The 15,682-nt window shown below is 44.5% G+C and carries 12 protein-coding genes; all 12 read right to left on the bottom strand.

From position 1 onward, the window contains the following. Nucleotides 1-14: 14 nt before the first annotated feature. Nucleotides 15-854: an REP-associated tyrosine transposase gene (locus tag RH88_RS11550; protein ID WP_005596069.1), complete on the bottom strand. Its 840-nt coding sequence runs from the start codon at nucleotides 852-854 to the stop codon at nucleotides 15-17. 175 nt (nucleotides 855-1,029) lie between these two features. Continuing rightward, nucleotides 1,030-1,998 (bottom strand): hypothetical protein, encoded by a 969-nt coding sequence (locus tag RH88_RS11545; RefSeq protein ID WP_005596068.1) that lies wholly within the window; start codon nucleotides 1,996-1,998, stop codon nucleotides 1,030-1,032. Beyond that, nucleotides 1,998-5,021, bottom strand: a complete 3,024-nt coding sequence (locus tag RH88_RS11540; protein ID WP_005596067.1) for a toxin VasX — start codon at nucleotides 5,019-5,021, stop codon at nucleotides 1,998-2,000. The genes RH88_RS11545 and RH88_RS11540 overlap by 1 nt, the downstream gene beginning before the upstream one ends. Then, the gene (locus RH88_RS11535) at nucleotides 5,011-5,820 is read right to left on the bottom strand and encodes a DUF4123 domain-containing protein (protein WP_005596066.1); all 810 of its coding nucleotides are present in this window, start codon (nucleotides 5,818-5,820) and stop codon (nucleotides 5,011-5,013) included. The genes RH88_RS11540 and RH88_RS11535 overlap by 11 nt, the downstream gene beginning before the upstream one ends. Beyond that, entirely contained in the window at nucleotides 5,817-7,991 is a 2,175-nt protein-coding gene (locus tag RH88_RS11530) for a type VI secretion system Vgr family protein (RefSeq protein WP_005596064.1), read from the bottom strand. Before RH88_RS11530 ends, RH88_RS11535 begins: the two co-directional genes overlap by 4 nt. 346 nt (nucleotides 7,992-8,337) lie before the next feature. Beyond that, nucleotides 8,338-9,282 (bottom strand): glutathione S-transferase family protein, encoded by a 945-nt coding sequence (locus tag RH88_RS11525; RefSeq protein ID WP_005596063.1) that lies wholly within the window; start codon nucleotides 9,280-9,282, stop codon nucleotides 8,338-8,340. A 191-nt stretch (nucleotides 9,283-9,473) separates the two neighbouring features. Further along, nucleotides 9,474-10,517 carry a histone deacetylase family protein gene (locus RH88_RS11520; protein ID WP_005596062.1) on the bottom strand — a complete coding sequence of 348 codons (1,044 nt, stop codon included), beginning with the start codon at nucleotides 10,515-10,517 and terminating at the stop codon, nucleotides 9,474-9,476. After that, on the bottom strand, nucleotides 10,517-11,545 hold the full coding sequence (locus RH88_RS11515) for an ABC transporter substrate-binding protein (RefSeq protein ID WP_005596061.1): 1,029 nt from the start codon (nucleotides 11,543-11,545) through the stop codon (nucleotides 10,517-10,519). Before RH88_RS11515 ends, RH88_RS11520 begins: the two co-directional genes overlap by 1 nt. A 259-nt stretch (nucleotides 11,546-11,804) precedes the next feature. Beyond that, complete coding sequence (gene oppF / locus RH88_RS11510; protein ID WP_005596060.1) at nucleotides 11,805-12,797, bottom strand: murein tripeptide/oligopeptide ABC transporter ATP binding protein OppF; 993 nt, start codon at nucleotides 12,795-12,797, stop codon at nucleotides 11,805-11,807. Next, complete coding sequence (gene oppD, locus RH88_RS11505) at nucleotides 12,794-13,765, bottom strand: ABC transporter ATP-binding protein (RefSeq protein WP_005596059.1); 972 nt, start codon at nucleotides 13,763-13,765, stop codon at nucleotides 12,794-12,796. Before oppD ends, oppF begins: the two co-directional genes overlap by 4 nt. 29 nt (nucleotides 13,766-13,794) lie before the next feature. Next, nucleotides 13,795-14,697: an oligopeptide ABC transporter permease OppC gene (gene oppC, locus RH88_RS11500; RefSeq protein ID WP_005596058.1), complete on the bottom strand. Its 903-nt coding sequence runs from the start codon at nucleotides 14,695-14,697 to the stop codon at nucleotides 13,795-13,797. Between the two features lie 15 nt (nucleotides 14,698-14,712). Further along, nucleotides 14,713-15,633 carry an oligopeptide ABC transporter permease OppB gene (gene oppB, locus RH88_RS11495; protein WP_005596057.1) on the bottom strand — a complete coding sequence of 307 codons (921 nt, stop codon included), beginning with the start codon at nucleotides 15,631-15,633 and terminating at the stop codon, nucleotides 14,713-14,715. Between the last annotated feature and the right edge of the window lie 49 nt (nucleotides 15,634-15,682).

Here is a 15,682-nt window from a genome sequence, read left to right as displayed (position 1 = left end):
AAAAACCAAAGGGGTCAGGTCTTTCCTTTTGTCACTATGCGGCTAACTCTAGAATAATGAAGTCCAAAAAATTCACCAATTTCTTTTTGTGTATAACCTCCACTATTAAATGCCGCAATGATCGCGCCATCCCTCGTCTCTTCCATTTGCTGATAGTCAACTAATGCTCGTGGCTGCTTTCGACGTTGACACGCTGGCACCTCACTGATATCTCCAGATTCAACTGACAAATCCAGTTGATGACGGGCTATAAACTCATCGCTCCCTAAATACATCTGCTGTTTTAGCTTATCCCATAAACTATCACCGGCTCCTGCATGTACAAACTGTCGATATTTTTCTCTCGCTACAGCACGCTTGCGCCCAAATGGCAGTAAGGTTTGATCAACAGCGAACCAATTTGGCGTTTCTTGATTTCCCATCGTAAAATGCCAACTGCTCCATGGGTATTCTTCTGGAGAGTCCACCATATATGCACGAACGGGGTTAAGTACAATGTATCGACCGACTTCGAGCAGATATGCATATTTATCAACGAGTACCGCTTTATAGCGGCCTTGATATAAGTGGCCGACTCGGCAGTGTTTACGGTTAAATTTTTGGGTGTACACTCCATTCAATTGGCGCATACCTTTGCTTAGATTCCCATCAGGTGTTTCAAGTAATAGATGGTAATGATTAGTCATCAAACAGTAACTGTGTATCACCCAGTTAAATCGCTCACAAGTTTGGGAAAGCACCTCAAGAAACAAGTCAAAGTCTTGCTCATCAAGATAGATGGGCTGCCGAGCATTACCGCGTGAGGTTACGTGATACAGCGCACCTGCATACTCTATCCGTAATGGTCTACTCATCCTCTTCTCCCTTGAACAAAAAACGGACTAATTAAAAACTAGACCACCCTAAACAAGAAAGCAAAAAGCAAGACCTGACCCCGATCTTATATTACATGGTGCTCTCTCTTTATTACGGCGCATTAATTCACTACCTTTAAATTTGCATAAAGATCTGGGATTCGCAGTGAAGACATCAAAAAAACTTCTTATCTTCGTTCGCTTGTCTACTCACGTTCTTAACGTAAATATCAACAAGTGCGTGCTCACGCTTTAACACTTCTTCAAGTCGCTGTTCAAAATCTTCAGGTTTAGGGTCTTCACGTAGAAAGAAATATTGAGAGCGATGGAATTCATCACCTTTAATAATCGCATTTTTCCCCTCTTCCATAAACTTAAGCGCGGTGGCAAGAAAGTAGCTGTTATCGTCTTCAGTAACAAAGTAGCCTTTTTCTGTTGGTTGCATAAAACGGTGTACATGTTGATATGTCCCTCGCTTTGGGAACTCTCCATACATAAACATCGACAACCCGAATTTATTCTCCATAATGCCTAAATTCTCGAATCTACAGGCTATCACTCTATTTTGATGCCACGTGTAAACTATTTTCCGCTCTCGATCAAAATAGAAATCCGCTAGGCGAGGTAAGAAAACCACATAATATGTTGCATACAGTGCAAGCAATAGAGCCACGATTGAACATATCAATTTTATTATCAAACTTTGATATCCGCCCTCTTGATTTTTACGATAATCTAGGTACTCATGAAAGCTCATTTTCCCATCTTCGCCAACCTCTTGATAAATCTCAAGCACTACCTCATCCTTAGTTATTTCAAAATAATCATTACCATATTTTTTTTTCGACATTTCTATAAAACGATTTGTGCTTTTTTCTATATTTTGAATATTAACCGGATAAAGAATGTCCACACTGATATAGAATACAAACCAAGTGAGTAAGACTAACGGTAAAATATAAACAAGACGCGCGATTTGAGTGACACCTTTCACCGCCATAATCGTATCTGTTACTGACATAACCGGTGGTAACGGTTTGTCCATCGGTTCAATATTTACATTGCTGCGTAAATCATTCCACCAAGTAGACAAGGGGCGAGCATATATAAGCTTCCACGGTGCTCTTTGAGGGCTACGGCGCATTAACGTTCCTCCATAAACTGTTCATTTACCATTCCTACAGCAGGTGATTCTAATTCACCATCATCATTTAGCCAACGCAGGGGAACAATGACCCCCGAAGTAGGCGCATACGTCCACACTAATTTAATCTCTTGTTTCGTCCGCATGGTTATATCTAGGTGCAGTTTGCCATTTTCGTACTTCGATTGAGATGTATTTCCTAGCGCTTGTCGGACAAGCTCCTTAAAGGCACTAGTGAGCTCAGCATCGTACGCGCTGACTGTTTTGGGCAGATACTCATTTGAGGTGGAACGAGTATATATACCTGCATGTAGCTCTGAAATTCCAGGTTGAAATTGTGGTAGCACAAATTGAAAACGGTAGGTTCGTTCTTCCTCAATCATGTCATTCCAATGATTGTACGTTGGTTTATTTTTGAACAGCGTATCGAACGTGAGTTGGGGCATTGCTAATAAATTCATAAACTCTTGTAATTCGATCTGATAAGCATTGTTAACCAACTGATCTGTATTCAACAATCTGGCTCGAGGAATTCTCTTACCAACTGAAAGTTCATTACCATTCGTGAACTCCCAAAACGGATATCGTTTGCTTTTTCCCCAAAAGCAATAATAAAGAAGCGTCTCAAGCGCATTTTTCTCAAAGGTGAACACTAATCCTACCCCCGCAATCATGATTGCAATCCCTGCACATGCCACAGCAGCCGGCACTCCTACACCACTAATCGTCAGGCCCCCCGCTAAATTCATGAAAAATTTAGTGCTGCCAACAAATAGAAGTGACAAACCAATCCCTGTTGCTGCTTGGCCAATTGCCACCTCAGTCTGACCATCATGAAAACTATGCCAAGAATCATAAAAAGATGTTGCTGCCGCTGTAAAATTGGCCACCGCAATTAATCCTAGAGCGATTCTACCCGCCAATAGCTTACTCAGCTGCTCTGCACCACTGTTCAAGCCTGGTAGTAACCGAAGTGCTATACCCGAAGGTAACAGTTTGGTTGCCACTTGCCCTACGACCATTCCCGTTCGCGCAACGGCTAATGTATCAACAGTAAGAGCCGAAATAGTAGAAACCATCTGAATTGCTTGATAACGTTGCCCTGCATGTTTTAAAGGTTCTCTCTCATCGTACTCAGTCTGAAAAACAATCGATTTTATGGTCGTGATGTTGAAAAAAGCAGATAAGCCAGCAAAGCTGCCATCAAACAGTATGCCAATTTTTCCCGTCGTCGATTGATTTGTCGAATCTGTAATATCAGTTAGAAAAGCAATACGCTCTGAAGATGAGTGAATTGATTTGACCTGCGCCAATGCCCACTTTTTAACCTTGCTATCATATTCAGCCATTGCGCCATGTTTTTCTGACTGCCCCCAATCAAACAGATATTGACCCGTTTTCATTTTGCTTTTGGCTGCCTCTATAATCGATTCACTCGCTTGATTTCCTTTGCTAGTGCCGTGTTTTACTTGCTTATTAATCGCATTCGCTAATGACTTCCCCAACTCATCGCCAGTGAGTTTAACTGTAGAACCATCAAGTTTAAGTCCGAGTACTTCTAATACCTTTGGTATCAATACATCGGCAGTGTGTTGCAATGCATTCGCCTTTGCTCGGCTCCATTCGCTCGGTTTTCCATATAAGTAATCGGCATACATCAATGCCCACTTTGGACCGATCCATAACAGCGTTTTATCAAGCGCTTTGTGAATCGTTTTGTCCCAATCAAATCCACTTTGAGGTGTGGTGACTAAACGCCCAAGAGACTGCGTGAATAGCGCATAAGAATTAACCGTGTTTGCTGCTTTAAGATCTTCATCATAGGCCTGATAAATCATTTCGGTGAATTGAGAACCACCTTCCGACGAAGTCGCAATACCTTCAAAGATCGCACAGCCAAGCTCTGTTAGTTTTTGAATTTCCTGCTCTCGGTTAGTCTTAACTGAAGGTTCTAAATCGATAAAGTTCACCAAATAGGCCGACAATGACCCAATATCACTCTTTTCTGTCTTTCCGGTAGCAAACTTTTTGTATAGATTAAAAACTTCCTCTCTCCGTAAACGGAATAGCTCACGCTCCTGATGCATAGCTGACCAATACTGCTTGTGGCTAACAGTGTCGATATTCTCAGCAGCCATTTCCCTAACATCTGGATTTTGGTGGGTTAAAAATTTGTTTACTATTTCTCCGATGGTATACGGGTACAAATTCATCGCGTTGTAGTCATTTTCCCAAATTGCCAACTTGGCATGAGTCTGAGATAGCTCCATTTGCCTGCCAACCGGATCAAATAGCGTGACTATTCGCGCTCGTTCTTGGCTACAAGAATCTTTCTCTAGCTGCTTAACGATTAAATCGGTAGCAAGCTCATAACTTGGTTGAGTGGTAAGAATATCAAGGCTAAATTGTTCTAATTTGTCACCATCGCCTGCTATTTTCGTTAACATTCGATCCTGGAAATCACGGTAATCTTCAACCAAACTTTTTAGGTTGTCAGCCGTGGCTGAAATAGAATGGTTACTTTGCTCTGGTATCAGATCGATTAACTGCATCGAGCGAGTGCGCACCTCTTGATTGCTGTGCATCTTGTCAATCAAGTTGGGGGACAATTCATGCTCAGTGTAGACGATGGAGATTTTAGACGTGTTAGCAGAAACAAAGGCAAAGGGCAGTTGTTTTACTGAGCTATCAAGCGTTAAGCCATCTTGCGCATTGGTTTTGTTTTTAAATAGATATTTTTCGAAGCACTCAGTAACCGACTTTCCATTCTGTTTTTGCGTGTATTTGAAAATATGCAGTAATTGATTACTGTCTTCTTCTCGTATATATACCCACCCCTCACGCAGCAACCGAATGGCATAACCTTTTGTTTTAGAGGCTTCTCTACTATTCATCATCGCGGCGACATCTGGCGGATTATCAGCGGGAACAAGGTCATCAAATATGTTGATATACGCGTATCGGACAGGGTAAATAGGGATAATCGGTGCACACGCGGGGTTAGAGGCAAATTTAGCTGACATGATTGATGTCCTTCATCCTTGTTTCTAATAAGTCTACTTTTTGGCTGTCTGATAACGTCTTGATATCACTCATCTCTTCTGAAAAGTTAGGTATCGCTTTAGCGCTACCAGTAACAAATGAAAAAATTCGCTTAACGTCATTTAATTGCGTTATATCCAATTGATCCGACAGCACGTAGGCACTGCGTAAACGATCCCAGTCTACAGAAGCCACCTGCTCAGCTTGTGCCCATTGCGCGATGAGTTTATCTACCCATTGTTGATTCAGTTTTTCTTCTTGAGCGGGCGTTAAAAGCCAATCCTTACTTTTTTCTGAATACCATTCATTGTTGATATTCAGCCATTCTGGTTCTTGGCCTGCAATTTGATTAAACCATTGCACTCCCGTTAACATACCCAGCCAGTCCGCGGTGTCATTCGAATTTGCCGAAAAAAAGTAGCTCGCTATTTCAGGCAGATAGTAGTGCAACAGTCCTTTTTTATTGCCATCAAAAATAATGGTCATTCGCTGGCGTAAGTGATCAACAACTTGCCTTGAGGTAACCTCTGTAGATGCTGCGAAAAGAACCATTTTTTCCTTAGGCAAGGTATTAATAATCTCATCATTTTCTAACAGTTCAACAATATAGGGGCTATGTTCGAGTAACCTGTCTAAGGCGGTTTTTACATACAATGGCCAAACGTTATGGCCTTTTATCGAACGAAATAATATTTGATGCATCTCCGGATAAAAACCGATTAAGGCGTACCAGCGAATTGATTCATTTTTACTGTTGTGCCATGCGAGTTGAGCTTTCATTGGTTTTTCCCACATGGGCAATCAGATAAAGGACAGGTGTCGTCTGGCCTTTTTTGGCAAACTTGTGTGATGGGTGTACCGGCTGCTAAGTCCGCTAAAACCTGTTGATGCAGTAACATTGTTTTTTCTGGCGACATCGCCAACGGCGTAGCGGTTGACGAGCCAATTAGCGGTGATTGAACCTCTAAAGCCTGCACTTGAATCTGCTGGATCTCGAGTGGATTATCTGGCGATTCTACCCCCAGCGGCAGCGCTGCCACTTGCCCTGCATAGCCACTACCGCTACTTGCGCTGCCGCCTGAATTTAGATTGATTGCTGCGCCAACAATGTGCACGCCCGCGGGGTCGATTTTGACAAAGCTGCCGCCCGCTTTGACGGTGATCTCGCTACCCGCTTCTATGACGACTTTTTCCCCGGCTTTTACATGAACTTCACTACCGACATCATTGACCCATAACTTGCCCGTTTTAATGTGCATGGAGCCATCAACAATCAGCGTCTGATCTTTGCTGATCTTGCTGCGGCTTTCACCTGTTACTGTTAGGTGATGATCGTTTTTTATTTCGCTAAAACGGTCGTTATCAATGGTGAGGTGCTTGTCATGTTTAATGTGGGTGGTACTGTCGTTAAGTACATCCGCTTCAAAGTCTTTTTGCGCATGCAGGTAGATTTTTTCTGCATCCGATTGATCTTCAAAACTGAGTTCGTTAAAGCCTTCACCTTGGTGGGTTTCGCTGCGTAGCACCGTTTTGGTTTTGTGATCAGGTAACGTATAAGGAGAGACGTTGGTGGCATGATAAGTTCGACCAGTCACAATCGGCTGATCAGGGTCGCCATTGAGAAACTCAACAATCACTTCATGACCAATCCGCGGTATTGCCATCATGCCATATTGCGAGCCCGCCCAACCTTGTGAAACTCGTACCCAGCAGGAACTATGCTCATTGCCGTTGGAATAGCGATCCCATGGGAAATGCAGTTTTACGCGGCCATGCTCATCACAGTAAATTTCTTCACCTTCTGGCCCCACCACCAGCGCAATCATCGGCCCATCCACTTGTGGTTTGGGTTGAGGAACGGCGCGCCATACTTGCGTAGCTGGGATTAGTTTGAAATTATTGGTATAAGTTGTTGCGCCGCTGCCAGCCCCTTCTTCGAGTGCTTGTGGTTGTTCGCCTTTATGCGTAACAGAAACTACCAGCCACTCGCGGTTAAACTCTGGGTTTAAGTAATCTTGCAGATCAAATCGGTAGCCCGCTCGAAGCAAAGGCTGATTACTTTGTCCATTGGCGGTGTGCGCTTCTCTTCTCAGGTAATCCAATCGAATCTGGTTAAACGCCTTACCACTTTGATCCTGTTTATAACGCCCTGGAAAATCAAAGTGCTCGTAGTCATCACGCTGATAATCCAGCTCGCTTGCTTGGGCATGTTGGGCAAAACGGTAGGTTGGTTTTTTAAAGCTACGATCATGCAGCGTCACTTGCGCCACTTCTGCTTGCGTTTGGCTTTGTAGAGCATGGATATACGGCGTGTCAGCAACCCCACCAGCCTGCGCATTATAGGTAATGGGCATCTCCAAACTCGGCAACAACTCGGTTGCATCACTAAAAATTACCGAGTGTTTCCCATCAACATGTTCAAAGTTGTATACCAGCCCCTCTTCAGCCGCTAGGCGCTGAATAAACGCTAAATCAGTTTCTCGATATTGAATGCAGAACTCTCGCGGCAAACACTCTCGCGTTAAGGCAAAGGCGTAATCTTGAATACCCATCTCTTGCAATAGCACCGAGATGATTTCAGGTACGGTTTGCAACTGGAAAATACGGCTATTTTGCCTTAAAGATAAACGCTCTAGCGCGGGGACTATCGTAAGAGAATAGAAAGTATGATGATGACCAATATCCCCTTGAGAAAAGCTGCGCACAATACCATGCACCCGCTGCACACATTGGCCATTGCGATACATTGTTAACTCGACGGGTTGATCGACGATGTCATCCGGCGTTAAGTCTGAACGGCGACTGGCAAGCTCAACTTGGTAGCGAAAGCCATAGCAAGACTTATTGGCAAACTCACCCTCAGAGAGCGTCTCATGACCTTCAAATTGACGAACAACTAAAGTGTCATCTTCCAAGCCATTAATTTTAATGGTGAATGCTAATGTTGCCATCACTATTCCTTATGATCTAAACAGCAAAATCTCTCAAGAAAAATGAATCTTAAGAGGTAACGGCCACTTCGATATTTAGACATTCGGTACAAAAACCACCGATTTAGAAATAACGTTATGCTATTGATTAGCGATTGGGTTAAGTGACACTCCGTTTGATGAGTAAATTCAAGAATAATGCCAAAGAAAATAACAATTAATATCAATCAGTTAGACTTGGCCGCTAGTTTTACTGAGCAAGTTATTGCCCTAACAAGCAAGATCTTGCCCAGCAGGGTAAGAACTTGCTTGCGGATCTTCACCCACAGCATAAGATGACACTCGTCGATCACAACGATTGATTAGCCTACAGATGCATCCGCCCGTGAGGAGACTCCAAATCTAATTGCGGCCCTTGCGGCACAATTTGAGTGGGATTAATACTGGTATGGCTAAAATAATAATGACGCTTGATGTGGTAAAAGTCTGTCGTTTGCGCGATCCCATCTACCTGATAGAGCTCTTTAAGGTAGCCATTTAGATTAGGATAGTCTTGGATGCGCTGCTTATTGCATTTGAAATGACCTACATAGACCGCATCGAAACGAATCAATGTGGTGAACAAACGCCAATCCGCTTCGGTGATTTGGTTACCCGCAAGGTAACGATGCGTTTCAAGATGACGATCTACTCGATCAAGCGCCTCAAACAACTGCTGATACGCTTCTTCATAAGCCTCTTGGGTAGTGGCAAAACCACAACGATACACGCCATTATTAATGGCCGGATAAATATAATCATTCCACTCATCAATTACGCTACGTAGATGCTGCGGATAGTAATCATCCACATTACCAGTAAGGCAATCAAACTCGCGGTTAAACATGCGGATGATCTCTGATGACTCATTACTCACAATCGTTTGAGTTTTCTTATCCCATAAGACGGGCACCGTCACTCTACCCGTGTAATCAACCTTCGCTTGGGTGTAAATTTGATGCAGCAGGGTGTGACCAAATAAGGGTTCAGGCAAGCCCATTTGCCAGCCTTCACTGAGCATATCAGGGCAGACAACCGTCACATCGATGTGTGGCTCTAGCCCTTTTAGCGTTCGTAAGATAAGCGTGCGGTGAGCCCAAGGGCAAGCAAGGGAAACATAAAGATGGTAGCGACCGGATTCTGGTTGAAACTTGGCTTGTGGGTTGTCCTGCACCCAATCACGAAAACCCGCGTCTTCACGGACAAACTTGCCGCCATTATTTTTGGTGTCATACCAGGTATCGTGCCAAACGCCGTTAACCAATTGTCCCATTTTATTCGCTCCTTAATCGTATTCACTATTAATCAGTATAATCAGCGAATCACGATAGATAAGCGGAAGAAATTGCCGAAGATGGTCAGTTTTTTCAAATGAAGCGAGGGTAAATACGTCGCTGGATCCCCAAATAAAAAAACGCCCACTTAAAGTGGGCGATTATCATGCATTCCGTATTCAGAACTGACTTACGCTGGAGAGTTCATATAACCATCTAATACTGCGACTGTATTATGGCCAAGGTCATCCACCGCATAACCACCTTCAAATACAAACAAGGTTGGCAATTGCAACTGGCCTAATTGACGACCAATTTCAGCATAGTTATCGCGATTTAGTTTGAAGTAACTGATTGGATCGTGCTCGTAGGTATCCATACCCAAAGAGATCACCAAAGCATCCGCGCCAAACTGTTGGATTTTTTCCAACGCGGTTTGTAATGCTGGGCCATACAACGTCCAGTCGGTTTTACCTTGTGGTAACGGCAGATTGAGGTTATAGCCTTCACCTGCCCCTTCTCCCACTTCATCAGCAAAGCCAATATAGTGCGGGTAATCGTAGTCAGGGTCGCCATGAATCGACACAAACAACACATCATCACGTTCGTAGAAGATGCTTTGCGTACCATTACCATGATGGTAATCAACGTCCAAAATCGCGACTTTCCCTTTGCCTTGACGACGCAGTGATTCAGCAGCAATCGCAGCATTGTTGATGTAGCAGTAACCGCCCATTAAATCAGGCGCTGCATGGTGACCCGGTGGGCGGCACAGTGCGAATACTGCTTGCTCACCTTGCATGATCAAATCAGCAGCGGTTAAAGCACAATCTGTTGCAGACTGAATCGCTTCCCAACTGGTTTTGGTGATCGCAGCCGTCATGTCGAAACTGTAATAGCCCAACTTTCCTTCGATATCTTTCGGGATACGATGGCGCAAATGACGTGGGCTAATAAAACAATAAGGCGAAGCATCGTGTTCGCTACCAAAACGCGCTTCCCACTCTGACCAAGCCGATTGCAGGAACTCAACATAATCAGCGGTATGAACCCACTGCATTGGTTCGGTGCCATAACTATTAGGCGCAATCACACTAAAACCACCATGCTGATCAATCGCGTTTAGCACCATGTCAGCACGTTCAGGTTTTTCAAAGCACGCGGTTGGTTCACCGGAAAGAAACTCATACTTCACTCGGTGTAAACGCTGCTTCTCGCTGTAAATAACTTTCACTACTTTTTGAGCTCCATCCAGTAACGCTCATAAGATCCTACTGCGTCACCGACACTACCAAGAAATTGGCCTTTTTGTTTAACGTCCGCTGGCGGGAAAATGATTTCGCTATCGCGAATTTCTGTCGGCAAATGTGCCAGCGCCTGTAAATTTGGCACAGCATAACCGATCTCTTTTACCACCGTCGCCTGATTTTCTGGCTCAAGTAAGAAGTTAATGAAAGCGTAAGCCGCTTCTTTATTCTGTGCTTTTTCTGGAATCACGATGTTGTCCATCCAGAAAATCGCCCCTTCGCGTGGGTAAACAAAGCGAATCGCTGGATTTTCTTGCTGGGCGCGGTAAGCCGTACCATTCCACTGCATACCCACATTCACTTCACCGGTGATCAGTGGCACGTGCGGTGCATCGGAGTTAAACACCATAACGTTAGGTTTTAAGCTGGTTAAGCGCTCATACGCTTGTTGCAATTCATCGGTATCTTGGGAGTTCACGCTATGACCGCCTAAGATCAATGCCATGCCCATTACATCACGCACGTCATCGGTCAGCAGCAGTTGGCCTGCGTACTCACTGTTCCACAAATCTGCCCAACCAGTCAGTTGACTACCGTCGATCACTTCAGAATTATAACCGATGGCAGTACTGCCCCACATGTAAGGCAAAGAGTAGTTGTTCTGTGGATCAAAGCTTTGATTCATGATGCTTGAATCTAGCTGTGCGAAAGTGTCGATTTTCGATTTATCAATACGATGCAATAGTCCATCGTTCGCCAATTTGGATACATAGTAGGTCGATGGCACTACGATATCGTAACCTTCACCATCGATAAGCTTAAGCTTAGCGTACATGGTTTCATTACTTTCAAACGTAGCGTAATTAACTTTAATACCGGTTTCTTTTGTGAAATCTTCAATGATCGATTGAGGAAGATACTCAGACCAGTTGTAGATATTAAGAGTGGTAGCGGACCAAACAGGAGAAGAAGAAAGAAGGCCGACTAGGGCCGAAGCAACAAGAGTATTTTTCATTTACGTTAACATGCTATCAATGTGTCATAACGCGATATTGCGCGCCGCGGATTAAATAGCAGTCTAAGAGTGAGATCAAGCGCACGCCATACAGATTGTTGATATAGTTCACAATTATAATAAAACCACAATTTAACAGTGGCTTTTAGTACCAATTTAACGTTTGCATTATCATCAGATAAAAAAAGCGCGACCTACAAAGAAGCCGCGCTTATGCCTGTCACAGGCGAAATCATCACAATGATTTAATGCAAACCACCTAAACGCTGACGTTCAAACAAGCCACAGCGTGAACATCTGAACCTTGTAATTGTGGCTTTTTCTGCGCACAAATCTCGGTAGCTTGTGGACAACGGGTGCGGAACACACAGCCAGATGGAGGATTGATTGGCGATGGCAAATCACCTTCCAGCATTTGTATTGTCTTCTCGCGTTCCAACTTTGGATCAGGGATTGGTACAGCCGACATCAAAGCGCGCGTGTAAGGATGCTTAGGATCGGCAAATAGCGCGTCCGATTCACCCAACTCCACTTCGTTACCCAAATACATCACCAACACGCGATCAGAGATATGCTTCACCACGGATAAGTCATGAGCAATAAAGACCAGCGACAAACCAAGCTCTTTTTGCAACTCTTTCAGCAGGTTAACTACCTGAGCTTGGATTGAAACGTCCAGTGCAGATACCGGTTCGTCACAAATGATCATTTTTGGTTTTAAGATCAGTGCTCGTGCGATACCAATACGCTGACATTGACCGCCAGAAAATTCATGCGGATAGCGGTTAATCACGTTCGGTAGCAGGCCAACCTTAGTCATCATCTCTTTTACGCTATCTTTGACCTGTTGCTTTGAAAGCTCTGGGTAGAAGGTTTCTAGTGGCTCAGCAATGATGTCGCCAACGGTCATACGCGGGTTGAGTGACGCCAGCGGATCTTGGAAGATCATCTGGATTTCTTTGCGCGTTTCACGGCGTTGCACACTGCGCATTTTAGTCAAATCTTGACCTAGCCACACCACTTCGCCTTCCGTCGCTTCAACCAAGCCGATAATGGCGCGAGCAAAGGTGGATTTACCACAGCCGGACTCACCCACAACGCCTAAGGTTTCACCCTCATACAGGCGAACATTGACGCCATCCACCGCTTTCAAGCTGGCAGGTTTAGCCCATGGCCATGCCGATTTAGAGGCAATGCTGAAGTGAACTTTAAGATCTCTAACGTCCAGTAGTAATTTTTTATCTGTGCTCATCGGTTCCAAGCCTCCCAATCAGAAAAACACGCGCGCTGACGATCATCGCCAAATGGCAACAAGATAGGCGCTTCTTTAGAGCAACGCTCGGTAACTCGGTGACAACGCTCTTGATACGGGCAGCCAGTTGGCAAACGTAGTAAGTTTGGCGGGTTACCCGGGATGGTTGGGAGTATTTCACCTTCCGTATCTAAACGCGGGATCGCTCTTAACAGACCTTCCGCATACGGGTGGCTTGGGTTGTAGAAAATATCGTCCACCGAGCCATATTCCATGGTACGGCCAGCATACATTACCAGTACTTTGTCACATGAACCGGCAACCACACCCAAGTCGTGCGTGATCATGATAATCGCCGTGTTGAACTCTTGTTTCAGCTCATTAAGCAAATCCATGATTTGCGCTTGAACCGTCACATCCAGTGCGGTGGTTGGTTCATCGGCAATCAGCAACTTAGGGCGACACAGCAGTGCCATTGCAATCATCACACGTTGGCGCATACCGCCTGAAAACTCGTGCGGGTACATGGTGATACGTTTACGCGCTTCAGGGATTTTTACCGCTTCCAGCATGCGTACTGATTCTTCAAACGCTTCTGCTTTCCCCATACCTTTATGCAGCATCAGTACTTCCATAAGCTGGTCACTGACTTTCATGTATGGGTTAAGTGAGGTCATTGGATCTTGGAAAATCATCGCAATTTGCTCAGCACGAACTTTGTTTAGCTCTTTTTCTGGCAAATTAAGAATTTCACGACCTTCAAACTTAGCACTACCGGAAATAATGCCGTTTTTCGCTAGCAGACCCATAATGGCAAACACCGTTTGTGATTTACCAGAGCCTGACTCACCCACAATACCAAGGGTCTCACCTTGATTGAGTGAAAAATTCAAATCGTTAACTGCGGTTACAATACCATCTTGAGTGGTAAACTCGACGCGCAGATCTTTGACATCTAATAAGCTCATCTTCGCTTCCTTATCATCGTTATTATTGATTATCTGTCTTTAGGATCCAGCGCATCGCGCAGGCCATCACCAACGTAGTTGAAGCAGAATAGAGTCACAACCATGAACGAGGCTGGGAACGCCAGCTGCCAGATTGCAATTTCCATCGTTTGCGAGCCTTCTTGTAGCAGCGCGCCCCAACTTGTCATCGGCTCTTGAACACCAAGACCAAGGAATGAAAGGAAAGATTCCGTCAAAATCATACTTGGGATAAGTAAGGTTGAGTAAACCGCTACAATACCCAAAACGTTCGGCACAATATGACGAGTGATGATCTTCCAGTTACTGACTCCACACACATGCGCCGCTTCGATAAACTCTTTGCTACGTAAACTCAGTGTTTGACCACGTACAATACGCGCCATGTCGAGCCACGCAATCGCACCGATCGCAACGAAAATCAGCACGATATTACGACCAAAGAAAGTGACCAAAACAATCACAAGGAACATGAATGGTACGGCGTATAGAATCTCGAGAATACGCATCATGATGCGATCCACTTTACCGCCAATAAAACCAGAAGCAGCGCCGTAAAGCGTACCAATAAGGACGGCAACAAAAGCGCCCATCACACCCACCATCAAGGAGATGCGACCACCCACTAACGTACGTACGTATAAATCACGACCCAAACTGTCGGTACCAAACCAGTGTTCAGCATTCGGCCCAACGTGCATCGCATACCAATCAGTATCATCAAAGGCATACGGTGAAAACATTGGCAAAAAGACTACTGCCAATGTCATCAACACTAAAATAAACAAACTCACCATTGCCGCTTTGTTACGCATAAAGCGGATACGAGCGTCTTGCCATAAACTGCGACCTTCAATTTCTAAGTTCTCTGAGAACTTTTCGATCGCTTCAAGGTTTTCTTTTTTCGTCAACATAACCATACATCCCTGCTAGTAGCGAATTTTCGGGTCGATCATTGCTAGTAAAATATCAACGATGGCGTTGAATAAAATAAAGAGGAAACCAATTAAAATGGTGACACCCATTACTAGCGAATAGTCACGGTTGAAGGCAGCATTCACAAACAGCTTACCTATACCTGGCAGACCAAAAATGGTTTCTACCACAACCGAACCGGTGATAATGCCGACAAACGCAGGCCCCATGTATGACACAACAGGTAACAATGCAGGTTTCAGAGCGTGTTTCACCACGATATACGGGTAGCTCAAACCTTTCGCACGTGCGGTACGAATAAAGTTACTGTTTAAGGTTTCAATCATTGAACCACGCGTAATACGAGCGAAGGTTGCAACGTAAAGTAAAGACATGGCGATAACAGGCAGAACGAGATATTCGAAACCACCATCTTGCCACCCACCAGCAGGGAATATTTTCCAATGCAGTGAAAATAGATAGATCAGTGCTGGCGCTAATACAAAGGAGGGCAATACCACCCCAAGCATCGCCGTCGACATAATGGCGTAGTCAACGATGCTATTTTGCCGCAGGGCAGCAAAAGTACCGATCGAGACACCAAGAATGACGGTGAAGATAAAGGCAATCACCCCCACTTTCGCCGAGACAGGCAGTGCATCCGCCATCAACTCGTTAACTGAGTAATCAAGGTATTTAAAAGACGGGCCAAAATCACCTTGGATAACGTTTGTTAGGTAGGTGAAATATTGCTCAGCGACCGGCTTATCTAGGCCGTATTTCGCTTCAATGTTAGCCATGACTTCTGGTGGTAAAGGACGTTCGCTTGAAAATGGGTTACCCGGTGCGAAACGCATGAGAAAGAAAGATACTGTGATCAACACCAACATAGTTGGGATCGCTTCAAATATCCTTTTTGCGATGAATTTAAGCATAAACTCACTCTTTCAGTCTGTGACAGTAAAATGTATGAATGTGTACCTG

Source organism: Vibrio scophthalmi LMG 19158 (genome assembly GCF_000222585.1).
GTDB classification, from domain to species: domain Bacteria; phylum Pseudomonadota; class Gammaproteobacteria; order Enterobacterales; family Vibrionaceae; genus Vibrio; species Vibrio scophthalmi.
This window is presented reverse-complemented; position numbering and strand designations above follow the sequence as displayed.

Coding starts and splice junctions, on each gene's coding strand:
- RH88_RS11550 (WP_005596069.1), bottom strand. CDS start 854: ATGAGTAGACCATTACGGATAGAGTATGCAGGTGCGCTGTATCACGTA.
- RH88_RS11545 (WP_005596068.1), bottom strand. CDS start 1,998: ATGCGCCGTAGCCCTCAAAGAGCACCGTGGAAGCTTATATATGCTCGC.
- RH88_RS11540 (WP_005596067.1), bottom strand. CDS start 5,021: ATGTCAGCTAAATTTGCCTCTAACCCCGCGTGTGCACCGATTATCCCT.
- RH88_RS11535 (WP_005596066.1), bottom strand. CDS start 5,820: ATGAAAGCTCAACTCGCATGGCACAACAGTAAAAATGAATCAATTCGC.
- RH88_RS11530 (WP_005596064.1), bottom strand. CDS start 7,991: ATGGCAACATTAGCATTCACCATTAAAATTAATGGCTTGGAAGATGAC.
- RH88_RS11525 (WP_005596063.1), bottom strand. CDS start 9,282: ATGGGACAATTGGTTAACGGCGTTTGGCACGATACCTGGTATGACACC.
- RH88_RS11515 (WP_005596061.1), bottom strand. CDS start 11,545: ATGAAAAATACTCTTGTTGCTTCGGCCCTAGTCGGCCTTCTTTCTTCT.
- oppF (WP_005596060.1), bottom strand. CDS start 12,797: ATGAGCACAGATAAAAAATTACTACTGGACGTTAGAGATCTTAAAGTT.
- oppD (WP_005596059.1), bottom strand. CDS start 13,765: ATGAGCTTATTAGATGTCAAAGATCTGCGCGTCGAGTTTACCACTCAA.
- oppC (WP_005596058.1), bottom strand. CDS start 14,697: ATGTTGACGAAAAAAGAAAACCTTGAAGCGATCGAAAAGTTCTCAGAG.
- oppB (WP_005596057.1), bottom strand. CDS start 15,633: ATGCTTAAATTCATCGCAAAAAGGATATTTGAAGCGATCCCAACTATG.